This is a genomic window from Frankia nepalensis (assembly GCF_016786325.1).
Taxonomy (GTDB): domain Bacteria; phylum Actinomycetota; class Actinomycetes; order Frankiales; family Frankiaceae; genus Pseudofrankia; species Pseudofrankia nepalensis.
Map to the genome: position 1 here is coordinate 1 of NZ_JADWYU010000231.1, position 24,786 is coordinate 24,786.

Genomic DNA, 24,786 nt, shown 5'->3' on the forward strand with positions numbered 1-24,786 from the left:
CGGCGCGGGGGTGGGGGGGCCGGGGGGCCGGTCAGCCGACACCGGGCGGGGTGACGCCGGTTGGCTGACGTCAGTTAGACGCCGGTTGGCTGACGTCAGTTAGTCGACGCCGGCGCAGGTGCCGGCCCCGGTCGAGTGGACCACCCAGCAGCGCCCCTCCAGCGTGTAGCCGTTGCTGCCGATGTCGTAGCCCACCCAGAAATAGAGGCTGTAGAAGGCGCTACCGGGATTGGAGCACCAGCCGCCCTTGGGGGCGACTCCAATCGTTCCGGTCCGGCCGCGATTGTCGTTCATGGTGCTGATCGTGGAAACCGTCGCGAGCAGGTTTGCCTTTCCGTTGGCCACGGTGTTCCCGATCCTGATGACTGACGACGAACCGCTCTGCCACAGTTCGATCTTGATGCCCGGGCCGTTGGGGTGGGTGACGGTGATCTTCTTCGTCCAGCCTGCCGCGGGAGGGTTGCCGCAGAGGCTGGCGGCGTTCGCGGCGGGCGCTGCGAACATCATGAAGAAGATCGAAGCCGCGGCCGTGGCGACGGCGGTAGCTAGCGCGACGACGGAGCGGCGTTCGGGGAGAACTCTCTCCCCGAACGCCGGTACCTTGCCCATTTCACCGGCGAATCACCACATTTCTCAACGGAGGCGGTGGAGGTTCGGCGCGCAGGTCGGGCGCGGCGTCGAGCCCGCTCTCGCGAGTCCTTCGTTGAGAGGCGTCGCGTATACGGCTAATTCGTTGGTAATCGTCCTATAACCGCGACGGCCGGCGCGGGCGCGCGACGGCCCCGCCCACCCCTGTCACGGTCCGTGCCCGTTCTGAGCCGGCCGGCCGTGACGCCCTGGCTGCCGATCTTCGCCGGCCGGCGTGCCCGGGCGCGTGGCCACGCCGGGCGCGCGGCTGGTTTGACGGAAGTGGCGGTGGGGGAGCAGGCTAGGACTGTGCAGCCGCAGCTCATGGCCATGCAGTTCATGGGGATTACGTAGGCGCGCGACCAGGTTCCGTACGAGCTACCGAGGGCTCGTACCAGCGGGGCTCGTTCCCGCAGAGACGATCTGGCCGTGCGCCAAGCCTTCCGCGTTCCGCGGGGGGCTTTTTGTTTGCCGCGGCCACGGCGCACAGGTGGCCGCTCAGCCACCAGGAGCAGAACGATGACCCAGCCAGCAGCGACAACGCCGTCGCCGCGCATCCCTGGCAAACCCGTCGCGCCGGCCGGAGACACCCCCGAAGGCCAGCCCGACGACGCGGTTGACGGAACTACCAGCTCGCGCGGCGCCGGCCGCGCGGATGGCCAGACCTCCGGGATCGCTGATCTCAGCGTCGCCGATCCGGCGGGAGCCCCGGTCACGGCGCTGATCCGGGCGGTCGACGTGGAACGGGCCGCCGGCACCCTCGCCGGGGTCGCGCGGCTGACCAGGGTGGTCCGACACCAGGGCCTCAGCCGGCGCACCCGGTCGCCGATCTGGCTCAAGCTCGAGAACGAGCAGCACACCCGGTCGTTCAAGCTGCGTGGCGCCTACAACCGGGTGGCCCAGGCCGGCCCCGGCCAGCGCGCCCGCGGGCTGGTCGCGGCCAGCGCCGGCAACCATGCCCAGGGCGTGGCGTTCGCCGCCGCTCAGTTCGGTGTCGAGTCGACGATCTTCGTGCCGACCGGCGCGAACCCGGTCAAGGTGGCCAGGACGCGGCGCTGGGGCGCCCGGGTCGAGCACACGGACGGCGGGGTCGACGCGGCCCTCGCCGCCGCCGAGGCCTACGCCGCCGACGGCGGGCGGCTGATGGTCCACCCGTTCGACGACCCGGCCGTGATCGCCGGCCAGGGCACCGTCGGCCTGGAACTGCTCGACCAGGTGCCCGGCCTGCGCACCGTGATCGTCGGCATCGGCGGCGGCGGGCTCGCGACGGGGATCGCGGTGGCGTTCGCGGCCCGTCAGCGGGACGTCCGGGTCGTCGGCGTGCAGGCCGCGGCCGCGCCCGCCTTCGCCGACTCGTTCCGCGCCGGGGAGCGGCTGTCCGCGCCGGCCGACACCGTCGCCGATGGCATGGCCGTGCGCACTCCGGGCAGGCTGACGCTCGCGCTCGCCGCCGCGCTGCTCGACGACGTGGTGACCGTCGACGAGAGCGCCTTCTGGGAGGCTATGGTCCTGCTTCGCCGCACCGGGGACCATCTCGTCGAACCGGCCGGGGCGGCCGGCGTGGCCGCGCTGCTGCGCCATCCCGAGCTGGCCGAGGGCCCGACCGCCGTGATCCTGTCCGGCGGCAACGTCGATCTGGCGACCGCCGACCGCGTCATCGCCCTCGCCACCGCCGCCACCATCCCCATCGCCCGGACGTCGTAGCCGGGTCAGCCCGACCGGCGGCGCGCCGGGAGGCCGGGGCCGCGGCACGGGGCCCGCCGCGGCTCCAGGGTTTGCCGCGGCTCAGAGCTTGGTGACGGGGGCGTAGCGGAGCAGGAGGTCCTTCGTGCCGGTACCCTCGCCAAAATCGATCTTGGCCTGGGACGACTCGGCGACACCGCTGGTGGCGATGACCACGCCGAGACCGAAGGTGTCGTGGGTGACGCGGTCGCCGACGGAGAGCTGCGGGATCGGGCGGCTGGCCGGGCGGGAACGGCCCTGGCCGAACGGGGAGCCGGCAGGGGACGTGCGCTGGCCGCCGGCCGCGCCACCGCCGCGGGCCGCGCCGCCGCCGAATCCGCCGCCGCCGAATCCGCCGCTGGAGCCGCCGGACAGACCGGTGGGGGCGGGGGCGAGGCGGCGCCAGTCGAGCAACTGCTCGGGGACCTCGGTGAGGAAGCGGGACGGCGGGTTGTAGGCCGGCTGGCCCCAGGCGCTGCGGACCAGGGAGCGGGTCAGGTAGAGCCGCTGGCGGGCCCGGGTGATCCCGACGTAGGCGAGCCGGCGCTCCTCCTCCAGCTGGGTCGGGTCGCCGAGCGTGCGCAGGTGCGGGAAGACGCCGTCCTCCAGCCCGGTGAGGAAGACCACCGGGAACTCCAGGCCCTTCGCGCTGTGCAGGGTCATCAGGGTGACGACGCCGTCCGAGCCGTCGTCGGAGGGCACCTGGTCGGCGTCGGCGACCAGCGACACCTGCTCGAGGAATCCGGCGAGCGTGCCCTCGGGGAACCGTTCGACGTACTCGCGCACGACCTCGACCAGTTCCTGGAGGTTCTCCACCCGGCCCTGCGACTCGATGGTGTCCTCGGCGACGAGCTCGGCGAGGTAGCCGGTCCGTTCCAGGGCGGCCTCGATGGTCTCGACCGGGTCGCCGGCGGCGGTCTCGCGCAGCTCGGCGAGCAGCGCGGCGAACTCGCGTATCGCCTTGGCCGAGCGGGTGGCCAGGCCCGGCACCTCGTCCACCCGGGCCAGCGCGTCGGCGAACGGGATCCGCTCCCGCTCGGCGAACGCGGACAGCATCGCCTCGGCCCGGTCGCCGATCCCCCGCCTGGGCACGTTGAGGATGCGGCGCAGGTTGACCGTGTCCGTGGGGTTCGCGAGCACCCGCAGGTAGGCGAGCAGGTCGCGGATCTCCTTGCGCTCGTAGAAGCGCACCCCGCCGACCACCCGGTACGGCAGGCCGACCCGGATGAAGATCTCCTCGAAGACCCGGCTCTGCGCGTTCGTCCGGTAGAAGACGGCGACGTCGGCCGGGCGGGCGTGGCCGTCGTCGGTGAGCTTGTCGACCTCCTCCGCGACGAACGCCGCCTCGTCGTGCTCGTTGTCGGCGACGAAGCCGACGATCTTCGCGCCGTCGCCGGCGTCGGACCACAGCCGCTTCGGCTTGCGCTGGCTGTTGCGGGCGATCACGGCGTTGGCGGCGGACAGGATGGTCTGGGTGGAGCGGTAGTTCTGCTCCAGCAGCACGGTCTTCGCGTTCGGGAAGTCCTCCTCGAACTCCACGATGTTGCGGATGTCCGCGCCGCGGAACGCGTAGATCGACTGGTCGGCGTCGCCGACGACGCACAGCTCGGCCGGCCCCGGCAGGCCCGCGCCGTCGTCGCCGTGGCCGTCGTCGCCGCCGATGACGGGGCGGGCCGACACCGCGCCCGCGCCGCCGACCAGCTCGCGGATGAGCGAGTACTGGGCGTGGTTGGTGTCCTGGTACTCGTCGACGAGCACGTGGCGGAACCGGCGGTGGTAGTGCTCGGCGACGTCGGGGAAGGCCTGCAGCAGGTGCACCGTCGTCATGATCAGGTCGTCGAAGTCGAGCGCGTTCGCCTCGCGCAGCCGGCGCTGGTAGAGGGCGTACACCTCGGCCACGGTCCGCTCGTGGTGGCTGGCCGCCTTGGCCTGCGCGGTCTCGTGGTCGACCAGCTCGTTCTTCAGGGTGCTGATCTGGGCGGCGAGCCCGCGCGCCGGGTGGCGCTTCGCGTCGAGGTCGAGGTCGCGGCACACCAGGGTGATCAGCCGCTGCGCGTCGGCCGCGTCGTAGATGGAGAAGGAGCTGCCGAAGCCGAGCCGCTTGGACTCGTTGCGCAGGATCCGCACGCAGGCCGAGTGGAACGTGCTGACCCACATGACCCGCGCCCGGCCGCCGACCAGCGCGCCGACCCGCTCCTTCATCTCGTTCGCGGCCTTGTTGGTGAACGTGATGGCGAGGATCTCGCCGGGGTGCACCTTGCGGGCGGCGAGCAGGTAGGCGATCCGGTGGGTGAGCACCCTGGTCTTGCCGGAGCCCGCCCCGGCGACGATCAGCAGTGGGGAGCCCTCGTGCACCACGGCGGCGCGCTGCTGCGGGTTCAGCTCGGCGAGCAGCGCGTCCGGATCCAGCCGGGGCGACGGCCGGCGCGGCTCCGAGGGCGATGTCGAGGCGCCGGCCAGCACCGCCGGCGCGAACATGTCGTACGGGTCGTACGACGCGCCGCTCGCGCCCGGGGTGGTGTCGTCGAAAAGGGTGCTCATGATTCCTCGATCGTACGTTCGAGCGGCCGTCTGCCCTGGCGGCCGCGCCCTGGGGCGGCCCGGCTCTCCGCCACTATGCCGGTGACCCGAGCCGGGCATGCCGGTGACCCGAGCCCGGCCGGCTAGGGGCCGACATTGCGCAGCGCCTCGCGGCGGGACAACGGGGAGAGCCGGTCGGCGTGCGCCGCGACGTAACGACGCACCTCGTCCGGGTCGGTCCAGGCGTAGGCGCGCAGCGCCCAGCCGATGGCCTTGCGGAGGAAGAAGTCACGATCGTCGAGGTTCGCCTCGATACACGCGTACAACAGGTCCAGGTCCGTATCCTGCTTGGCGCCGAGCTGGCAGATGATCGACGTGCGTCGCAGCCAGCGGTCCTGGTTGCGGCTCCAGCGCAGCATGACCGGTCGGACCGCCGCCGGGCTGGTGGCCAGCAGTGGTCCGATCCGGCGGGACGCGAGCTCGTCCACGTAGTCCCACCAGGCCCCGGTGCTGATCATCTCCTGGTACAGCGGCAGCGCGTCCGGCGTCCAGAACGCCCGGTACGGCCGGTGGCCGGTGAGCGCGATCGCGCCGTAGCGCTCCTCCCGGAAGCCGGCCTGGCGCCACAGCCGTAGCGCCGCCGCCTCCCACTGCCCGGCCGTGGCCAGGGGGTGCTCCGCGAAGACCGGCCGCAGTGCCCGCTCGCGCGGTCCCTTCTGGACGCCGAGGAACGGCATCTCGGACTTCATGTACGCCCGCATGCCCGGCGCCTTCGCCGGGTCGGCGGCCGCGGCCAGGGCCGCCCTGACCGCGTCGACCAACTGGCCCACCACCGACGGCTGGCCCACCACCGAGGAGCCCAGAGGGGAGTCCATGGGGGAATTGTCTTCCGCGAGGACGACGACGCCGGAGGAGGGCGGGCGGCCCGGCGTGGCCGCGGCCCACCGCCGCCTGACGCCGGTGGCGGCCGCCAGGGACACGCGAACGGGCCGGGCCCCGCGCCGGGTGGGCGGTCGGCCGCGGAATTCGGGCAGGCCTAACCGGCGGCCAAATCCGAAAGGATGCGGCCGGGCCGTGGGCGTGCCGGCGCCGGTCGGGCTATTCCCATTCGATGGTTCCGGGCGGCTTGGAGGTGATGTCGTAGACAACGCGGTTGATCTGCGGCACCTCGTTGACAACGCGGTTACTGATGCGTTCGAGTACGTTTGCCGGCAGTCGCGCCCAGTCCGCTGTCATTGCGTCCTCGCTGGTGACGGCGCGCAGCACAATGGGGTGACCGTAGGTGCGCTCGTCGCCCTGGACGCCGACCGAGCGCACGTCGGCGAGCAGGACCGCGAACACCTGCCAGATCTCCCGGTCGAGGCCGGCGCGGCGGATCTCGTCGCGGACGATCTGGTCGGCGGCGCGCACGATCTCGAGCCGCTCGGGCGTCACCTCGCCGATGATCCGCACGGCCAGGCCGGGGCCGGGGAACGGCTGGCGCCAGACGATCTCCTCAGGCAGGCCGAGCTCCTCGCCGAGACGGCGCACCTCGTCCTTGAACAGCGTGCGCAGGGGCTCGACCAGGCCGAACTGGAGGTCGTCGGGCAGCCCGCCGACGTTGTGGTGGGACTTGATCTTCGCGGCGTCGGGGGAGCCGGACTCGATCACGTCGGGGTAGAGGGTGCCCTGGACGAGGTACTCGATGCGGCTGCCGGCCGCCTCCGCGCGCGCCTCGAGCTCGCGGGCGGCCTCCTCGAACACCCGGATGAACTCCCGGCCGATGATCTTGCGCTTCTGCTCCGGGTCGGTCACCCCGGCGAGCGCGGCGGCGAACCGGTCGGCTGCCTTGATGTGCACCAGCTCGACGCCGGTGGAGGCGACGAAGTCGCGCTCGACCTGCTCGGCTTCGCCGGCGCGCAGCAGGCCGTGGTCGACGAAGACACAGGTCAGCGCGTCGCCGACCGCCCGGTGCACGAGCGCGGCGGCCACCGCCGAGTCGACGCCCCCGGACAGGCCGCAGATCAGCTTCGCGTCGCCGACCTGGGCGCGCACCGCGCCGACCGCCTCGTCGACGATGTTGACCATGGTCCAGGACGGCCGGGCGCCGGCGCCGTGCAGCAGGAACCGGCGCAGCACCTCCATGCCGTGCTCGGTGTGCAGCACCTCGGGATGGAACTGGACCCCGAACAGCGCTCGGGAGACGTCCTCGAACGCGGCGACCGGGGTGGAGGGGGTGGCGGCGGTGACGGTGAAGCCGTCGGGAGCGGCGGTGACCGAGTCGCCGTGCGACATCCAGACCTGCTGCTCGACCGGCAGGTCGCGCAGCAGCACCCCCGGCCGGGTGACGGTCAGCCTGGTCGCGCCGTACTCGGCGGCGTCGGTGCGGTCCACGGTGCCGCCCAGGGCCTGGGTTATCACCTGGTGGCCGTAGCAGATGCCGAGCACCGGGATACCCGCGTCGAACAGCGCCGGGTCCACTCGCGGCGCGCCGGGCGAGTACACGGACTTCGGCCCGCCGGACAGGATGATCGCGGTCGGCCGGCGCGCGATCAGCTCGGCGACCGGCGTGTTCCACGGCACGATCTCGGAGTAGACGTGGCACTCCCGCACCCGGCGAGCGATCAGCTGCGCGTACTGGGCGCCGAAGTCGATGACGAGGGCCGTGTCGTAGCCGGCGTGGCCGGCCGGGCGGCCCGGCGCCGCGGCGTGACCTGATGGCGGCGTCCGACCTGGTGGTGCCGCCTGACCTGATGGTGGCGTCTGACCTGGTGGTGCCGCCGGGCTGTTGGGTGCGCTCACCTGCCAAGTCTACGGACGCGTGGTCCCGGCTCGCCCTCGTCGGCGCGTCGGCTCGTCCTCGAAGCCGGGGCGAAGGGCGCGCGAGGGCGACCTGGATTCCTCCTGGTCAACCTGTTCTCGACAATGCGTATCCGCCTTGAAACGTACCGCGACAGTATCGACGGATAGTGAGGGAGGTGGTTCCGGCGGCATCTAGGCCATCCCGCACCGTTACCGGGCAGCGCGCGGGTGGTGACCGCCTGGACTTCTTCTGGTCATCGATGGTCGAGTGAACGGCCAGCCGTGCCGCCTGCCGCGGCGAACATGTGTCCGGATCGCCCCGCGCCTGCCCCCCATGCGGTGCGCATCGGGGGCACAACTTATAGCTTGTATGAAGGTGGCGTAAGGTAGCCGCCTTTCGACCGTGATGTCGGTACCGCTATGGTGCCGACCGAGGGACATCCGGGCCCGATACCGGGTCATCCGGAACGTCCCGTTCCGGGAGGCCGGCGGAGAGGTTGCGAAGTACGTGCGCAGACAACCGATGGCTAGCAGCACGGGCGTCGCCGCAGACCCGATGCCGATGCAGGCACCGGGCGCCCCCGTCATAGATGACGGGGGTCACGGCGAGCGGCCCGTCGCGCCTCGACCTGCCGCCGACGGCGGCGGTCAGCCGCGCTCGGGGCGCGGCCTGCTGGCCAGCCCTGTGGGCTGGCGGGTCCGGACCAAGCTGATCGCGATCCTCGCGATCCCGGTCATCGCGATCATCGTGAACGCCCTGATCGACGCGAGCTCGGTCCTCACCAGTACCCGTGACATCAACCGGGTATCGGACCTGATCAACATCAACCGCGCGGCCATGGGGCTCACCTACGAGCTGGAACGTGAGCGCACGTTCACCGTCGACTACGTCGCTTCCAAGATGAAAGGCACCGAGCCGAATATCCGCCCGGTCGAGGCCCGGCGTGAGGTGGTCGACCGCGCCTACGCGGCCTACCAGGACGTGGCCGAAGGCAAGCGCGGATCGTTCGACGACCAGGTGAACGAGGCGCTCGAGGCGGTCGCCACGAGCATGGACGGCATAGCCGCCAAGCGCGCGTCCACCCAGCGGATGACCGAAGCGGCCTCGGTGATGGAGGCCTACGACTCCGTCATCCAGCCGCTCATCAGCCTCGTCGGCCTCATCCCGCAGGGGAACGACGACCGTGAGCTCGTCACCGCCGTCGACGCGACCGAGCACCTCGTGAGCGCGGCGGACCTGCTCGCCCAGCAGCAGGCGCAGGTGGACATCTATCTGGTGTCGGGACAGAACTTCAGCAACGACGCCTACCGCGCGGTGCTGAGCCTCGACTCGGCGCGCAGCAACGAGCTCGACGAGTTCGGCCAGTCCGCCACACCCGAGCAGAACGCGCTGTACGCGAACACGGTCAACAACCGCACCCAGGGCGACGTCGTCAACACGGCGAAGTACACGTCCATGGTGCTCGACGCGACCGTCGACCAGCCGCTCCCCGAAGCCATTCCCCAAGGGAAGTGGCTGCTGAACACCAAGACCACCGTCGAGCTGAGCTACGACGTCGTCGACGACATGCTGGACCAGATCAGCGACCGGGTGGACACCCTGCGCGGTGACATCCAGCAGCGGGCGCTCTTCTCGGCGCTGTTCACCATCCTGATCCTGGCCGCGGCCCTCGTGATCACTCTGGTCGTGGCCCAGTCGCTGGTCCGCCCGCTGTTCGCGCTGCGCAACGCCGCCCTCGACATCGCCGAGCGCCGGCTGCCGGAGGCCGTCCGCCGGCTGCGGGACTCCTCCGAACAGGTCGTCGACGACGAGATCGAGACGGTCGGTATCGACACGGACGAGGAAATCGGCCACGTCGCCCGGGCGTTCGACCAGGTGCACCGCGAGGCGGTCAAGCTCGCCTCCGAGCAGGCCGTCCTGCGGAACAACGTCAACGCGATGTTCGTCAACCTCTCCCGGCGCAGCCAGGGCCTCGTCGAACGGCAGCTGCGCCTCATCGACGACCTGGAGAACCGCGAGCAGGACCCGGACCAGCTGGCGAACCTGTTCAAGCTGGACCACCTCGCGACCCGTATGCGGCGGAACAACGAGTCCCTGCTGGTCCTCGCCGGCACCGACACCGCCCGGCGCTGGACCCACCCGGTCCCGCTCAACGAGGTTGTCCTCGCGGCCATCTCCGAGGTCGAGCAGTACACCCGGGTGAAGCAGACCACCGCGGCCCCGGTGTCCATCGCCGGCAACGGCGTCAGCGACGTCGTCCACCTGATCGCCGAGCTGCTGGAGAACGCCACCGCGTACTCCCCGCCGGCGACGGACGTCGTCGTCACCAGCCACTCCCTCGGCCCCGGCGCCGGCGCGATGATCGAGATCGTCGACCAGGGCATCGGCATCCCGTCCAAGGACCTGGAGCGGGTCAACGAGCGGCTCGCCAACCCGCCGGTCGTGGACGTCTCCGTGTCCCGGACCATGGGCCTGTTCGCTGTCGGCCGCCTCGCCAGCCGGCACGGCATCCGGGTGCAGCTGCGCGAGTCCCCGTCGCGGGGCATCACCGCCGTCATCCGGCTGCCAGCCAAGCTGGTCACCGGCGACGGCAACACCACCCCGGCCGCCCCCCGGCCGGGCGGGATCGGCCGGCCCGGCGTCGAGGGCGCCCCCCGCCCTGGCGCGCCAGCCCTCGGTGGCCCCCAGAGCGGTGGCCGGCCGGAGCTGGGCGCCGGCCCGCTGGAGCTGGGCGCCGGCCGTCCGGAGCTCGGCAGCGGGCCCTCGGCGTTCCCCGGCGGCCCCCCCTCGGGGCTTCCCGCGCGTCAGCCGCAGTACGGCGCTCCCGAGCGCTACCCGACTCCGGCCGCCGCGGACAGCGGCCGGGGCGGCCCCCAGCAGCACCGCGACGACCTGGACGACAGGCCGGAGCAGGACAGGTTCGGCCCGCCGAGCGGCGGCGCGCCGCCGACCACGGACGCCAGCAGGTTCGGGCAGCCGCCGCTGGCTCTCCCCGGCGGCGGCCAGCCAGGCGGCCCGGCGACCGGTCCGATGCCGATGCCGATGCAGGACCAGCGGCCCCGGTACCGGGAGGAGGACACCCAGCAGTTCACCTCCTTCCCGGGCTCCCCGCGGCGCCCGGCCGGGCAGGACCCGCAACAGCGGGGCTTCCAGCCAGAGCAGGACGAGCGGGACTTCCGCGACAGCCCCAGCGGCCCGCAGAGCGGCCAGGTCGACCTGCGCGGCACTCCCGCCGACTGGACCGGCGGCTACCCGGCGCAGCGCCCGATGGGGCCGACGGACCGGACCGGACCAATTCCGCGCCCGATGGCGGACCCCGTCGACCGGAGCTACTCCAACGGTTTCGGCTCGTCGCCGACCGGCCCGCGCACCGGCCCCCAGGACAGCGTGTTCGCGCGTCCCGCGGCCCGGCCCGACCCCGCTCCGGTGGACGTGCCCCGGCCGCGCTGGGAGGAACAGGCCGCCGGGCCGGCCACCGGTGGCTACCCGAGGCCATCCGTCGAGAACACCGGCGAGCACTACGTCGGCGACGGCGAGGACGTGGACACGACGCCGATCTTCGACTCGGTGTCGGCGTGGTTCCAGCGCTCGCCCGGCGAGGAGGCTCGCCGCGCGCCGGACCCGGTGGTCGAGACCACCCCGCCCCCGTCGTTCGTCGCCCCGCGTGCCTCGGCCGGCATGCGGGTCATGGGCAATGTGAACGGCACGGCGGAGCAGCCGATCCCGCGCGCCGAGCCGGCCCGGGCGGACACCGGACCTCGTCCGCCGGTCCAGCCGGTCCAGCCGGCCGCCTACCTGGACGCGCCCAGTGGCCCTCGGATCGCCTCGACCCCGTCGGGGCCGCTGCCGGTGCGTGGACCGGAGCCGCTGCCGACCCGTGGCGCTGAGCCGCTGCCGGCGCGTGGCGCTGAGCCGCTGCCGACCCGTGGACCGGAGCCGCTGCCGGCGCGTGGCGCTGAGCCGCTGCCCGCCCGTGGACCGGAGCCGCTGCCGACCCGTGGCACGGCGTCCAACTCATGGGAGTCGGCCGGCGACGCCGGCTGGCGGGCGGCCGAGGTGCTGCGCCAGCCCGGCGGAGCCGAGGCCAGCACCACGAAGGCCGGGCTGCCCATGCGGGTGCCGATGACACACCTGGTCCCGGGTAGCGCCGAGCCAGCCAGCAACCGCAAGCCCCCGTCGCGGCCTGTGGACCCCACGATGAGATCCCCCGAGGCGGTCGGTGGCCGTCTCGCGAGCTTCTACCAGGGTGTCCGGCAGGGACGGGACATGGGTGCCGAGACGAGGAGTGCCCGCCGTGACGGGCAGGAGGAACGATGAGACCGAGCGCCGAAGCGCAGAACCTGAACTGGCTGATCAACAACTTCGTCGACCGGGTTCCGGGCGTCGCGCACACCATCGTGGTCTCCGCGGACGGTCTTCGGCTGGCGGTGTCCGACGGGTTCCCGGCTGACCGCGCCGACCAGCTGGCGGCGGTGGCCTCTGGCCTGGTCAGCCTGACGCAGGGCGCCGCGCGGGTCTTCGAGGCCGGCCTGGTCACCCAGACCGTCGTCGAGATGGAGCACGGCTTCCTGTTCATCATGGCGATCAGCGACGGGGCGAGCATGGCGGTGCTGGCGGCGCCGCACTGCGACATCGGCCTGGTCGGCTACGAGATGGCTCTGCTGGTCAGCCGCGCCAAGTCGGTCCTTACGCCCGCGCTGCGCCAGGAGCTGCAAGGGCTCCCGCGGTGAGTGTCGACCCCGCTGATCTTGATCTGACGGGCACGAAGGGGGAGCCAGCGTGAGCGACATGGGTGCGCCTGGACCGGTCGTCCGGCCGTACGCCATGACGGGCGGGCGGACCCGGTCCCGTTACGAGCTCGCCATCGAGGCGCTCGTCATCACCACCCAGTACGGCGAGGAACGCGCGATCGGCCTCAGCCTCGAGCAGCAGTCCATCGCCGCCATGTGCCGTCAGGTCCGGTCCGTGGCGGAGATCGCCGCCGGACTGCGGGTGCCCCTCGGGGTGGCCAGGGTGCTCGTCGGCGACATGGCGGACGAGGGCTTCGTCCGCGTACACCAGCAGCCGGACCGCGACGAGGCGCCGGATCTCGCCCTGCTCGAAAGGGTTCTCAGTGGCCTACGAAAGCTCTGATCACAGACGGGTCAACTCCTCGATCGCGACCACCTCAGTCAAGATCGTGGTGGCTGGCGGGTTCGGCGCGGGAAAGACCACCTTCGTGGGCTCGGTCTCGGAGATCGTTCCGCTGCGCACCGAGGCGGTCATGACCGAGGCGGGCGCGCACGTCGACGACCTGACGCACCTGGTCGACAAGACCACGACCACGGTGGCGATGGACTTCGGGCGGGTGTCGCTCGACGAGGACCTCATCCTGTACCTGTTCGGCACGCCGGGGCAGTACCGCTTCTGGTTCATGTGGGACGACATCGTCCGCGGCGCGATCGGCGCGATCGTGCTCACGGACACCCGTCGGCTCGCGGACTGCTTCGCCGCCGTCGACTACTTCGAGCAGCGCCAGCTGCCGTTCGTGATCGGCCTGAACTGCTTCGACGGGGTGCTGCGCCACTCGATCGAGGACGTGCGGGAGGCTCTGCAGATCGGGCCGTCGGTTCCGATCATCACCTGCGACGCGCGCAACCGTGACTCGACGAAGAGCGCGCTCATCGCGGTCGTGGAGCACACCATGTCGCGGGCCGCTCTGCGCGCGTAGGCTCGGCCGGCGGCTCGCGCGCCCTGGGGCTCTGGGGCGCCGCCAGCTCGTCAGCGTGTTCGTTCCTGGACGAGGGAGAGGGCTGGGAAGCCCTCTCCCTCGTCTGTTTGCCGCGCGGGTTTGCCGCGCGGGAAGGATTGGGCCTTCGGGGCCCGCCGAAGGTAACTCCGCGCGGGGCCACCCGGGGCGCGGGAAGGGCGAGCCAGGCCGTCCGGAAGACGCGGAGGATGGAGAGCCGCCGGCCGGCCGCTGCCCAGGACCGCGGTGCCTCCGCCGAAAGGCCGGCCAGCGGCGATTCCGAACAGCCGCGCGGAGCGGGCCAGTCCTGGCCCAAGCGGCCGGAGACGTCGGCCGGCGCCACGAGGCTGGCCGCCTTGGCGCGCGGCTGTCCGCCTGTCTGCCTGCCTGGTTGGCCTACCGGTTGCGCCCCGGCTTACCCGTTGCCACTGGCCTACACGTTGCGCTGGTCGTCGAGCAGGACGAACTCGGCGTTGGGCTGCACGGCATTGCTGCCAGCGTTGTTGACCAGCTTCAGGTCGTTCTTGGTCGTCGTGGGGTTGTACTGCCACTGCGCGCCGTTGAGCGGCAGCAGGGCCACGTTCTGCGGAACGTCCTTGCGCCCGCCGAACTTCACCTCGCCGAGGATCGTGCGAGCGGTGAGGGTCTTCAGCGCGTCCGCGATGCCCTGCCGGTTCTCGATCGAGTCCACCTTGGTGAGGGCCTGCGCGGCGACCTCGAACAGCGCGTGCGTCGCGCCGATCTGCTGCGTCCAGACCTTTCCCGACTTGCCCACGAAGGCGTCGGCGATTTCCTTCGACGGCTGGTCGGTCAGGAAGCTGCGGGTGGGGTGGTCCGGCGACCAGAACATCTCGGTGGACAGGCCCTTGCCGGGGTCACCGAGGGCCTTGACCTCGTTCTCGAACATCAGGGCCTTCGACACGGTGACGATCTTGGGGTAGAACTCGGCCTGTTCCGAGTCTCCCAGGAACGTCTCGTAGTCGGCATAGGGCAGGATTCCGGTGACGATCTGGACGCCCTCACGCTTGAAACGCGCGATGACCTCGCTGAAGCTTTTCTGGCCGGGGACGTACAGGTATGAGTTGTCGGACGGGTTGACTATCTCGTAGCCACCGTTGCTGATGCTGGAGCGGAACTTCAGCTGCGGGTCGGGGTTGGCGAACACCCGCCCGTCGATGTCGTCCGGCCACAGCCCGCCGACGACGTGGTTGACCGAATGCTGTCCCCACATCGCCGCGTAGGCGTTGTAGTACTCGTTCAGGCCGGCGAAGAAGTGATACGTCCAGGTGAACGGCTGGTCCAGCTGGTCCATCCGGCCGCCCCGGGCGATCCACCACGACTCCCACGGCGCCATCGTGGAGATGCACGGGATGCCGTTCACCTCGCACTGGTCCGCGACGGGGTTGACCGTCTCCGAGGTGGCGCTGGTAAGCACGATGTCGACCCGGTCGTTCTGGATGAGCTGGGTCGCGGCCTTGCCGGCCCGGGCGAACGTCGACTGGCTGTCGCGGACGTAGATCTCGACTGGAAGCGTGCTGTTGCCGACCTGGAGACCGCCGTGGTCGGTGAAATGCTTCCGCATGGTGTCGACGACCCACAGGTCGGCCTCGGAGAAGCTGCTCAGCGCGCCCGACTGCGGCGTCACGACCCCGATGCGCACCGGTCGGACGCCGGAGCCGGAGCCGGAGCCGGAACAGGCGGCCAGCAGGCTGCCCGCGGGCGCGGCGACCGCCGCGGCGCCGGCGAGCCGCAGCAGGCCACGCCGGTCGACCACGCGGAAGCCCTGGTGCGCGGCCGTGGCGCGCGGGCCGGTGGTCGCGGTGGCGTCGGGGCCAGGCGGGGTGGCGTCGTCGGCGGGTGCGGCGGTGACGGGCTCGACTACGGCAGGTTGAGCACAGACCGCGCCGCTGGCGACCTCGGCTCCGATCAGCCGCTTCTTACCCGTCGAACGGTCAGACCTGCGCATGACTATGGATCCTGCCGCACCCCGCTAGAAACCGCTCGACTGGGTCCATGACGGTCAAAGGCGTTGATCTGAGTAGTGATACGTCGATGTACTCATCGACGGCGGGACGTCACCGATAGCAAAAATCTGCGACGTTTCGTGGCCACCCTGCGACTCCAAGTGTGATCACTGGAGATCGCAGTACATCGAGTTACCTTTCGTGAAGTTCAGGGTCGCGGTGACTCGACCACCCGCGGAGGGCCAGGTCGCGATGCTGGTCGCCACCTGATCCTTGAGAGGCCCGCTGGTGAAGGCCACCGAGGCGATGACATTCGCGTTGTTGAAGTTCGGCGTGGCGATCGCGTAGTCGCCCTGCTCCCCGTTCCACACGTACTTGCCTGTGGTCGGCGGAACAAAGAGAACGCCCGGACTACCGGCGGCCGCCGGCGCCCCCGAGGCGCCCGCGGCGGGGGTCGCGCCTGCCCGACAGGCATAGGTGCCGTCGGCGAGCGCCTTGCCGGCCTTCGCGTCCGGGTTGGTGGCCACCGGCGCGGCCGACATGGTCGGAAGGAGGTCGCCGGAGCCGCTATGGCCCTCCCCGCCGCGGCCCGCGATCAGCACGTAGAGCCCGAGCCCGACCAGCGCGAGGAAGACCGCGATCGTCAGCGGGCCGAGCCAGCCCTGGTGGAACCAGGCCAGCCGGTCCGCCGCCGCCCCGCGGGTGCCACCCGCCGGGGCGGACGCGCGGGCCTGGTCGCGCCGCGGCGACTCCCCGGCATCCGGTTCGAGCGCGTCCTCGAGGTCCTCGGCGCCGAACCGCCGCCCGGTGCCGGCGGCACGCCCGTCCTGAACGGCGCCTGAACCCGTCAGCGGATCGAGTTCGGCCTCCCAGTCGCGGCGCCCGCCCCGCCGCGCGCCGGCGCGGTCCTCATCGGCGTCGAGCGGCGGGGCGGGCGCCTCCGTCCCGCCCTGACCCGACCCCGTGGCCGGCCGGGGGCCGGTCGCGGAGCGGGCACGCCGGCGCTGGCCGGTCCTGGGACCGCTCTGGTCGGGCTCGGCGCGCGACGGGCCCTTCGGGTCCGCCGGAGCCTTCTCAGGCGCCACCGCCTGCAGCATCAGCGAGTCGGTCATGGGGTTCGGCGTCCTACGCCGGTCCGCCGGCACGTCGCGCGCCGTGCCGCGCCGCGGCCTGCTGGCGCCGGTCCGGGACAGCACGGACGTCATCTCGACCGGTCCCGGCCGCTCCCCGACCGCGGGCCGCTCACCCGTCGGTGGCATCTTCGGGCCGGTCTGACCCGGCGGCATCTTCGAGCCGGTCTGACGTCGATGACCCGCCGCCTCGGCGGCCGCCAGCGCGCGCGCCGCGATGCCCTCGGGCGTGCCGCCGCGCGGGGGCGACTGCGTGCCCGGGGCGTCCTGAGCGGGTCGTGGACCGGACCCGGCCGCCGTGGAGTCCAGGTGACGGCCCCGGCGCGGCGCCCCGCGCCCCGGGGAGTCCCCCGCCGCCGGGACGACGGCGTCGGCCGGGCCGCCCGGAAATGGTCGCCCACCCGCGGGGTCTGCCGGGAGCGGGGCGCCCCCGCCGGGGCGCGCGGGCGTGTCGGCCGGCATGGCCGGACCGATCGCGGGGCGGTCGGGGGCTCCTGGGTTCCCGCCAGACCGGTTCCGGCGGTCCTGGTCCGCGAGGCCGGGGAGGTCGCCGGTGCCCAGCGGGTCGCGCGGGTCGATGACGGGCATGCCGGTGCCGTGCCGATGCCCCCCGGCGGGCGGCCATGGCCCGGGCCGCTCGGTGGCCTCCTGGCCGGCCGGGGCCGGCGCGCGCCACCCGGTGCTCGGCGGGCCGGCCGCCGCGGCGCCGGGCGCCAGAGCCCCCGGGCCGGCGAGGCCGGCGGGGCCAGCGCCGGGGGCCCGGCCCGTCGTGCCTGGCCGCGGCCCGGTGAGTGGCGCCGCGTCCGGGCTGTCCGGCCGGGTGAAGGCCCAGGACGTTCCCCCGGTGGAACCTCCGGTCGGCGCTCGCCAGGGGGAGGATCCGCTCCCCGCCGCCTCGGCTGGCTGCCCGGCCCGGGGCTCGCGGGTGTCCCACGGGCTCGCGCTCGGGCGCGCCGCGCCAGCGGCGGGGGGGCCGCCGGCCCAGGCTGAGCCGGTCGCGCCCGCCCGTTGGTTCGGCCCGTCGGCGGCGCCTGGGGGCATCGTCGCCGTGCCCGGCCGGTCCACCCGCAGGCCGCGCGCGGGAGTGAAGAAGATGTTCGGCGGCGGCTCGGCCCCAGACGCCGGCAGCGGCGTTCCCGTGGCGCCTCCCGGGTCGCCGAATCCCGGGGTTCTCGGCGGACTGGCCGAGCCCGGGGTACTCGTCCGGTCGCCGAATCCCGGGGCCGCCGCCGGACTGGCGCCGCCGATCCGGGAGGCCAGCGGGGAGGCCTGCCGGGAGATCTGCTGGGGGGCTGGCGCGGACGGTCCGGCGGGAGGCGTCGCGGTGCCCTGGCTGGCTGGGCGCTGGCCCCAGGCGGTCGGATCACCTGGTCCCGGCCCGCCGCTTATGCGTACCGGTCCGGGACCCGTCGGCCGGGGTTCCGGACCTCCCCGATCGCTGACCCGCCAGGTCGGCTCAGCCCCGCCGGGGACCCTGCCGTCGGCCGGGGAGGAGCCCCGGGCCTGAGCGGGATCCTGGACCTCCCAGCCGGGGTTCGCCGGCCTGGCCGGAACCCCGGCCGGGCCGCTCACGAGGAAGGACCCGGTGACCGGACCAGACCGGTGGGTGGGCCCCGAGTTCACCGGGCCGCCGTCAGGGAGCGGCCGCGCGGACCAGGAGGAGGGCGCGGACGGCGCGGCGGCGGGAGTGGCCGCCCCCCATACCGGCGTCGCCGAGCTGGGAGGGGCTCCGGGGTCCCGGGGCGGGTGCTGGCCGGCGGACACGTCGTACCCGGACACTCCGTACCCGGCCGCGTCGTATCCGGACGCGCCAGGCGTGGCCGGGGACGGGCCGGCGGCGGCCGGAGCGGCGGCCGTGTCGCCCGCCAGACGGGTCCCCGCCAGGCCGGCCGGTCCCTGGGTGCCCGCCGGGTCGGAGAACACGGTGGTCTGCCGGGAGGCCGGCTGGCTGACCGGGGGCGTGGCCGGGTCGAAGGCGGTGACCGACAGCCCCGCGCTGTCAGGGGACCGCTGGGTGGCTGTCCCCCAGGGGTCGCTGACGGCGAACGGGTCGACGGCCTGCTCGGCCCGCCACTGGGACGCCGCGGCCGGTGCCGCGTGGGCGGTGGGCTCGGTGGCGCCGACCCGCTCGACCGCGAAGAAGTCGTCCTGGCTCGCGGCCCGGACCTGCCAGCTGGACGAGGCCGACGCGGGAGCCCCGGGGACGACGGGGCTCGCTGGCTGGCGCGCATGAGGCAGCCATTGCTGGGACACCGCGTCCCAGACCCAGGCGCCGTCGTCGCTCAGCAAGCGGCCTTGGTCGTCGGTGGGCAACCCCTGCCCCCTGGTCAGTGCCACGACGCGTCAAGCGACCGTGGAAGGCGGACGTTTGGTTATTGGCTCATAACGGACGTCGTGGACCGCGACGAAGGCGGCCAAAGGTCACCAACCAGTATGACCCGCCCCATCCGGAGCACTAACTCCGACCTCGGTCGAGGCCGCCCGCCCGGCGTTTGCCGGTGCTCGACCGCCAAGAGCCGGATCGTTACCGGGCGGCGGCGGACCGGGCTGCCCGGCTTCGGGAGCCCTCGAGGGCGCCTGGTGATGCCGGCGGGCCCGCGTCCGTCGTCACTTCAGGTTCTGGCAGGCCTCGAGGACCGCCTTGACCGCCCGCTGGCCCGCCGGCGACTCGACCTGGCTGTTGAGGAGCAGGAACTCCTCCTGCGTGTAGTCGGCTTCCAGCTTCTCCAGGGTGCAGGTGCAGTAGCGCTGCTTGCCGCTGTCGCCCGTCATGCAGTCCTTGAGGTACTGGTCTCTGATCTTTTCTTCGTACTGCCGGCCGGCCACGGTGGTGGAGCCGCCTCCGGAGGAGTCGTCCCCGCCGGTGACCTTGAGGACGAGCACGACCGCGAGGACGGCCACCAGGAGCGCGCCGACCCCGGCGAGGAGCACGCGGCCGCGGCCCGCCGGGAGCTTGCCGAGGAGGCCGGCCAGCTTCGTCCCGCCGCCGCCGCCGCTGCCGTCGCCGTCGCCGTCGCGGTCGCCGTCGTTCGCCGAACCGAGCCGAGCGGCGGCCAGGCCACGCAGCCGGTCGCGCCGCCGCTGGGGGACGCCGTCGTCGATCCCCTCGTCGTCCCCGAGCTCGTCGTCGTCGAGTTCGTCGTCCCCGAAGTCGTCGGCGTCGCGACCGAACCCACGGCCGAAGCCGCGGTCACGGTCCTCACCGGGCCTGGCGGGGCGCGGCCCGGTGCCCGGGCGGGGCCCGGTGGGGGACTTCGTGAACGAGCCGGCGCTGAAACGGCCCGAACCACCGGCTTCGGCCTCGCCCGTGCGGGAGGAACCCCAGGCGCCCTCGCGGGCCGGGCCCTCCGGAAGCGGGCCAGTGGTGTCCCCGCGGGCCACCGCGGGCGTGTTCGGCCGACTGATCGCCTCGGTGCCCGGGCTGTTGAAGGACGTCGACGCCCCGGCGGCCGCGGGACCACCCCTGGCCGCGCTGGGGCCCGTGCTCGACCCGCCCCTGCTGGCGCCGGGACCGGTGCCGGGCGCCGCGGCGCGGTTCTCGCGGGACCAGCTGCCCGTGCCACTGATGCGGCTCGGCCCGGTGCCCAGCGGGTCCGCCCGGCCGAACGGGCCGGTGGAGAGCGGGTCGGTGCCGTACCCGGCGGCGCTGGGCGGGTCGGGACGGCCATACGGGTCCCGGCTCGGTTCCGCGGGAGTGGAGGGAGTCCTGGAATCCCGGGCCGACCAGGCACGTGACTGGCCGGTGGACGATCCCGTTCCACCGAGGGGAGCGCCACGGCCGGTGCCGCCGGCCGCGCCCGAGCGCCAGTCGGTGCCGGGGTCCAGCGGGTGGGCGTCCGTGCTCCCGCCCAGGTCGGGGGAGCCGGCCCGGGAGGTCTGCTGGGAGGGCCGCGACGGGCTCGGCCCGTAGTCGGAGCCGCCCCGGTCGGCCCCCGAGGTCCGGGCCGCCTGGGGGTAGGGGCCGGTGACGGGGGACCAGGACGCGTTCCTGTCCCGGGCGGCGCCGCCGTCGGAGCCGAACAGCGGGAAGCTGCCGGTTCTCGGATCGTTGTAGGCCCGCTGACCAGGGCGTTCGTAGCCGTCGTCGTCCCGGGCCTCCCGGGTCGGTTCCCGGCCCTGCCCGAGCGGCTCCGCCGATCGGGCGGGAGTCCCGGGTCCGCCGGTCCCACCACGCGCGGCGGGACCGGCCGGGCCGCCGTACCCCCCGGCGGTGCCGTCGCCGGCGCGTACCGCGGCCACGGAGCCCGTGCCGCCGGAGGCCGCGGCACTCCCGGGCGGATTCGACGTCGTCGGCTGCCAGGTCTGGGCGCTCTCGTCCCACACGTAGGCGCCGTCGTCGCTGACCCAGCGGCCGTGTTCGTCGAGGCGCATTTGTGATCCTTCGTGGTGGAGACGGACGCTCCAAGGGTGCCACGAGCGTCGTCGGCTCGGCGTCGGGGGTTCTCCCACCCGATGTCCAACCACGACACAACATCCAGGGGGTTACTGTCCGTGATGCCGGGTCTGATGCCGCCGCTCGGCGGCGGCTCGCGGCTATTGCGGCGATGCCCTGCGGAAACACGAGAGGCCCGCCCCGCGACGAGTGCCGCGGGACGGGCCTACGGGTTGGCCGGTCGGTGGGAAACTGACGGTCGGTAGCCGTCCCCCGAGGAGTCGGCTAGCCGACGGGTGGCGAGGCGAGCATGATCTCGGCCTTCTGGAACTCCTTGAGGCTCGCGTACCCGGTCGTGGCCATCGCGGCGCGCAGCGCGCCGGTGAGGCTGGCCCCGCCGGCCACCCCGATGGGGTCGGGGCCGACCAGGATCTGCTCCATCGTGCTGGCCTGTTCCACCGGCTGCCAGCGGCCGCGCGGCAGGTCGGAGTGCAGGACGTCCATCGGCCACAGGCCGCCCTGCCCCGGCGCGTCGGTCGCGGCCGCGAGCGCGCCGTCGATCATGACGGCGTCCGCGCCGCAGGCGACCGCCTTCGCGATGTCCCCGCCGGTACGCAGGTCGCCGTGCGCGATCACGTGAACATAGCGGCCGCCGGACTCGTCGAGGTAGCGCATCCGTGCTCCGGCGGCGTCGGCGATCGCGGTCGCCAGCCCGACGCCGATGCCGAGCTCGGCGCGGTTGGCGTCGCCGCCGCCGGTGCCCACGCCGACGATCACGCCCGCGGCGCCGGTCCGCATCAGGTGCAGCGCCGTGGAGAACGACGCGCAGCCGCCGACCAGCACCGGGATGTCGAGGTCGCCGATGAAGCGCTTGAGGTTGAGCGGCTCGGTCCGCGTCGACTGGTGCTCGGCCGACACGGCGGGGCCGTGGATGACCAGCAGGTCGACCTGCGCCGCCAGCAGGTCCGAGCACAGCGCCCTGACCTTCTGCGGCCGCAGCGCCGCCGCGGTGACCAGCCCGGCGTCGCGCACCTGCCCGATCCGCTGGGCGATCAGCTCCGGGCGGATCGGCGCGCGGTAGAGCTCACGCAGCCGGCGGGTGGCCTGCTCGGCCGGAAGCCCGGCGAGCTCGGCCACCAGCGGCAGCGGCTCCTCGTGGCGGGTCCACAGCCCCTCCACGTGCAGCACTCCGAGGCCGCCGAGCTTGCCCATGGCGATCACCGAGTCCGGCGAGCTGACCGCGTCGACGGCTGCCGCGACGATCGGCAGGTCGAAGTGATAAGCGTCCACCTGCCAGGCCAGCGAGACGTCCGCTGGGTCCCTGGTCCGCCGTGAGGGGACGATGCCGACCGCCGCGAGGTCGTACCCGACCCGCGCGCTCTTTCCGATGCCGATCTCAACCTCAGCCAACGCTGGCCTTCCCGTTCAAACTTCTGTGGGGCCGCCGTGGGCCGCGGTCCCCGGGCAGGTCCGGAATGCGGCCCCTCCCCGACCAGCTGGTGGCCACGGAGGACCCACGCGCCTCGCGGAGGGTACCTGTATCCGGCGGGAACGGTGGCGCCACCGGCGCGCGCCTCCGGGACCTGGACCGACGACAGCCTCCCGGTTCCGGGAGCGCCGATGGTCGCTTCAGGGCCCTCGCTGGAACTTGGCCATGATCCCGACCCGGGACCGGGGCCGACGACAGTTTCTCGGTTCTACCCGGTTCCAGGTTGGTCGGGGCGCTCAGCGCCCCGACGGCGGAGCCGGGGTTCCTGCCGGATCGGCGGAGCTTGCGGACGGGGTCCCTGCCGGATCGACGAAGTCGATCTGGGAGGTCGTGATCTGGGAGGTCCGGATGGTCGCGCTAGCGACCTTGAGCCGACTGCCTCAGCGCGTCACGTAGTTCGGTGCCTCCACGGTCATCTGAATGTCATGCGGGTGGCTCTCGATCAGGCCGGCCGTGGTGATCCGGACGAGCTGGCCGTGTTCCTGCAGGTGCCGGATGGTCGGGGCGCCGGCGTAACCCATCCCGGCGCGCAGCCCGCCGACGAGCTGGTGGGCGACGGCGCCGAGCGAGCCGCGGTAGGGCACCTGGCCCTCGATGCCCTCGGGGACGAGCTTGTCGTCGGAGAGCACGTCGTCCTGGAAGTAGCGGTCCTTCGAGTAGGACCGGGCGCCGCCCCGGCTACGCATCGCGCCGAGCGACCCCATCCCGCGGTACGCCTTGTACTGCTTGCCGTTGATGAAGATCAGCTCGCCAGGGCTCTCGTCGACCCCGGCCAGCAGGCTGCCGAGCATGACCGTGTCCGCGCCGACGGTGATCGCCTTGGCGATGTCGCCGGAGTGCTGCAGGCCACCGTCGCCGATCACGGGGACGCCCGCGGGCCGCGCGGCCCGTGCCGCCTCGTAGATGGCGGTGATCTGCGGTACCCCGACCCCGGCCACCACGCGGGTCGTGCATATCGACCCGGGGCCGACGCCCACCTTGACCGCGTCAGCGCCGGCCGCGACCAGCGCGGCGGCGCCGGCCGCCGTCGCCACGTTCCCGCCGATCACGTCCAGCGGACGGCCGTCCGCGCCGGTCGGCAGCTCGGTCTTGATCCGCCGGACCATCTCCGGCACTGCGCGCTGGTGCCCGTGCGCCGTGTCGACGACGAGGAAGTCCACCCCGGCGGCGACCAGGACCTGGGCCCGCTTGAACGCGTCCTCGCCGACGCCGATGGCCGCGCCCACGACGAGGCGGCCGTCCGCGTCCTTGGTGGCGAGCGGGTAGCGCTCCCGCTTGGTGAAGTCCTTGACGGTGATCAGTCCGCGCAGCCGATTGTGGTCGTCCACGATCGGCAGCTTCTCGATCTTGTGCTGGCGCAGCAGCCTCAGCGCGTCGTCGCTGCTCACCCCCACTGGCGCGGTGATCAGCGGCATTGGGGTCATGACCGCGCGGACCGGGCGGGAGTAGTCCCGCTCGAACCGGATGTCGCGGTTGGTCACGATGCCAAGCAGTTCGCCGTCCTCGCTGGTCACCGGCACACCGGAGATCCGGTAACGGGCCATCAGCGCGTTCGCCTCGTCGATGGAGGCATCCGGACCGCAGGTGATCGGCGCGCTGATCATGCCGGACTCGGACCGCTTGACCATGTCGACCTGCTGCGCCTGGTCCTCGACGGACAGGTTGCGGTGCAGCACGCCGACGCCGCCCTGACGGGCCATCGCGATCGCCATCCGGTGCTCGGTGACGGTGTCCATCGCCGACGAGAGCAGCGGGATCGCCAGCCGGATGTTGCGCGTCAGCCGAGTCGACGTGTCCACCTCGGCCGGGACCACGTCAGAGGCCGCGGGCAGCAGCAGCACGTCGTCATAGGTGAGCCCGAGCATCGCCAGCTTCGGCGCCGGGACCGCGGCCGCGTCGGCGTCCAGCGGCCCGGCGAACATCGGGCCGGCCGGCGCGGTCGAGACCGAGCTCGGGATCGGGGTGGCGGCGGGAACGTTCATGGCACCTTCCGTTCGGGTTGCGCCGACCGATGGCCGCCGAGCATGGCCCGGCACCAGGACTCCGGAGGATTCGCCCTCGTACAGCCATGATGGCCCCCGACAGGGCCGGCGGAGCACGGAGAGAAGGCAAGCCCACAGTCAGCCCCGGACTGACCTGGCATTCCGAACGTATCGGCATTGACCACGACTAACGGCATTATCAAGGTCAACCCACCGCAAACGCCCGCAATACCGCCCTGCCGCGTCGTCTACCCCACGCCCGAGCTGACAGGACGGCCCCGCCGCGGCTCCAGACACGACCCTTGGGCCGACATCAGCGACGACCAACCACCCGCCAAACCGCCGGCCTGGCCACCCGCAAGCCCACCCCCGAACCGCCACCGCCCCGGCAGGGACGCCAGCTGAAGGGGACCCCAGCACGAAGACCCCGCCCGGAGACCAGGTTCAACGCTTTCTCTTATACACAACAC

At 73.0% G+C, this 24,786-nt stretch carries 14 protein-coding genes; 5 read left to right on the top strand and 9 right to left on the bottom strand.

Translation table 11 applies throughout. The features are described from left to right. Nucleotides 1-99: 99 nt before the first annotated feature. A complete protein-coding gene (locus I6A81_RS36425) occupies nucleotides 100-609 on the bottom strand; it encodes a hypothetical protein (protein ID WP_203004243.1) in 510 nt (169 codons plus the stop codon). Nucleotides 610-1,146: 537 nt separating this feature from the next. Between I6A81_RS36425 and I6A81_RS36430 the strand changes: the two genes are divergently transcribed. Further along, a complete protein-coding gene (locus tag I6A81_RS36430) occupies nucleotides 1,147-2,331 on the top strand; it encodes a threonine ammonia-lyase (RefSeq protein WP_203004242.1) in 1,185 nt (394 codons plus the stop codon). A gap of 81 nt (nucleotides 2,332-2,412) precedes the next feature. Here the strand turns inward: I6A81_RS36430 and pcrA are convergent, their stop codons facing one another. The 3 genes from pcrA to guaA all read right to left on the bottom strand — a co-directional run bounded on the left by pcrA (nucleotide 2,413) and on the right by guaA (nucleotide 7,503). After that, on the bottom strand, nucleotides 2,413-4,890 hold the full coding sequence (gene pcrA, locus I6A81_RS36435) for a DNA helicase PcrA (protein WP_203004241.1): 2,478 nt from the start codon (nucleotides 4,888-4,890) through the stop codon (nucleotides 2,413-2,415). A 122-nt stretch (nucleotides 4,891-5,012) separates the two neighbouring features. After that, nucleotides 5,013-5,744, bottom strand: coding sequence for a DNA alkylation repair protein (locus I6A81_RS36440; RefSeq protein ID WP_203004240.1), 732 nt, complete (start codon nucleotides 5,742-5,744; stop codon nucleotides 5,013-5,015). A 223-nt stretch (nucleotides 5,745-5,967) separates the two neighbouring features. Continuing rightward, nucleotides 5,968-7,503 (bottom strand): glutamine-hydrolyzing GMP synthase, encoded by a 1,536-nt coding sequence (guaA, locus tag I6A81_RS36445; RefSeq protein ID WP_203004248.1) that lies wholly within the window; start codon nucleotides 7,501-7,503, stop codon nucleotides 5,968-5,970. A 670-nt stretch (nucleotides 7,504-8,173) separates the two neighbouring features. Here guaA and I6A81_RS36450 point away from each other — a divergent pair. From I6A81_RS36450 to I6A81_RS36465, 4 genes are read left to right on the top strand one after another with little or no spacing between them, the layout of a single operon-like run. Further along, entirely contained in the window at nucleotides 8,174-11,968 is a 3,795-nt protein-coding gene (locus I6A81_RS36450; RefSeq protein WP_203004239.1) for a sensor histidine kinase, read from the top strand. After that, nucleotides 11,965-12,381: a roadblock/LC7 domain-containing protein gene (locus tag I6A81_RS36455; RefSeq protein WP_203004238.1), complete on the top strand. Its 417-nt coding sequence runs from the start codon at nucleotides 11,965-11,967 to the stop codon at nucleotides 12,379-12,381. The genes I6A81_RS36450 and I6A81_RS36455 overlap by 4 nt, the downstream gene beginning before the upstream one ends. A gap of 58 nt (nucleotides 12,382-12,439) precedes the next feature. Next, nucleotides 12,440-12,784, top strand: coding sequence for a DUF742 domain-containing protein (locus I6A81_RS36460; protein WP_203004247.1), 345 nt, complete (start codon nucleotides 12,440-12,442; stop codon nucleotides 12,782-12,784). Further along, entirely contained in the window at nucleotides 12,765-13,361 is a 597-nt protein-coding gene (locus tag I6A81_RS36465; RefSeq protein WP_203004237.1) for a GTP-binding protein, read from the top strand. Before I6A81_RS36460 ends, I6A81_RS36465 begins: the two co-directional genes overlap by 20 nt. Before the next feature lie 451 nt (nucleotides 13,362-13,812). On the opposite strand, the gene I6A81_RS36470 is transcribed toward I6A81_RS36465, so the two are convergent. The 5 genes from I6A81_RS36470 to guaB form a co-directional block, all read right to left on the bottom strand. Beyond that, a complete protein-coding gene (locus I6A81_RS36470; RefSeq protein ID WP_203004236.1) occupies nucleotides 13,813-15,345 on the bottom strand; it encodes an ABC transporter substrate-binding protein in 1,533 nt (510 codons plus the stop codon). 165 nt (nucleotides 15,346-15,510) lie between these two features. Beyond that, entirely contained in the window at nucleotides 15,511-18,762 is a 3,252-nt protein-coding gene (locus tag I6A81_RS45230) for a hypothetical protein (RefSeq protein WP_203010441.1), read from the bottom strand. A 318-nt stretch (nucleotides 18,763-19,080) separates the two neighbouring features. Continuing rightward, nucleotides 19,081-20,844: a hypothetical protein gene (locus I6A81_RS36480; RefSeq protein WP_203004234.1), complete on the bottom strand. Its 1,764-nt coding sequence runs from the start codon at nucleotides 20,842-20,844 to the stop codon at nucleotides 19,081-19,083. A gap of 286 nt (nucleotides 20,845-21,130) precedes the next feature. Next, nucleotides 21,131-22,255, bottom strand: coding sequence for a GuaB3 family IMP dehydrogenase-related protein (locus tag I6A81_RS36485; RefSeq protein WP_203004233.1), 1,125 nt, complete (start codon nucleotides 22,253-22,255; stop codon nucleotides 21,131-21,133). Between the two features lie 459 nt (nucleotides 22,256-22,714). Next, nucleotides 22,715-24,316 (bottom strand): IMP dehydrogenase, encoded by a 1,602-nt coding sequence (gene guaB / locus I6A81_RS36490; protein ID WP_407661437.1) that lies wholly within the window; start codon nucleotides 24,314-24,316, stop codon nucleotides 22,715-22,717. Nucleotides 24,317-24,786 lie beyond the last annotated feature (470 nt).

Bases quoted from the DNA above. Each gene is read 5' to 3' on its own strand.
- I6A81_RS36440 (WP_203004240.1), bottom strand. From the start codon at position 5,744: ATGGACTCCCCTCTGGGCTCCTCGGTGGTGGGCCAGCCGTCGGTGGTG.
- I6A81_RS36480 (WP_203004234.1), bottom strand. From the start codon at position 20,844: ATGCGCCTCGACGAACACGGCCGCTGGGTCAGCGACGACGGCGCCTAC.
- I6A81_RS36455 (WP_203004238.1), top strand. From the start codon at position 11,965: ATGAGACCGAGCGCCGAAGCGCAGAACCTGAACTGGCTGATCAACAAC.
- I6A81_RS36430 (WP_203004242.1), top strand. From the start codon at position 1,147: ATGACCCAGCCAGCAGCGACAACGCCGTCGCCGCGCATCCCTGGCAAA.
- pcrA (WP_203004241.1), bottom strand. From the start codon at position 4,890: ATGAGCACCCTTTTCGACGACACCACCCCGGGCGCGAGCGGCGCGTCG.
- guaB (WP_407661437.1), bottom strand. From the start codon at position 24,316: ATGAACGTTCCCGCCGCCACCCCGATCCCGAGCTCGGTCTCGACCGCG.
- I6A81_RS36425 (WP_203004243.1), bottom strand. From the start codon at position 609: ATGGGCAAGGTACCGGCGTTCGGGGAGAGAGTTCTCCCCGAACGCCGC.
- I6A81_RS36450 (WP_203004239.1), top strand. From the start codon at position 8,174: ATGGCTAGCAGCACGGGCGTCGCCGCAGACCCGATGCCGATGCAGGCA.
- I6A81_RS36460 (WP_203004247.1), top strand. From the start codon at position 12,440: ATGGGTGCGCCTGGACCGGTCGTCCGGCCGTACGCCATGACGGGCGGG.
- I6A81_RS36470 (WP_203004236.1), bottom strand. From the start codon at position 15,345: ATGCGCAGGTCTGACCGTTCGACGGGTAAGAAGCGGCTGATCGGAGCC.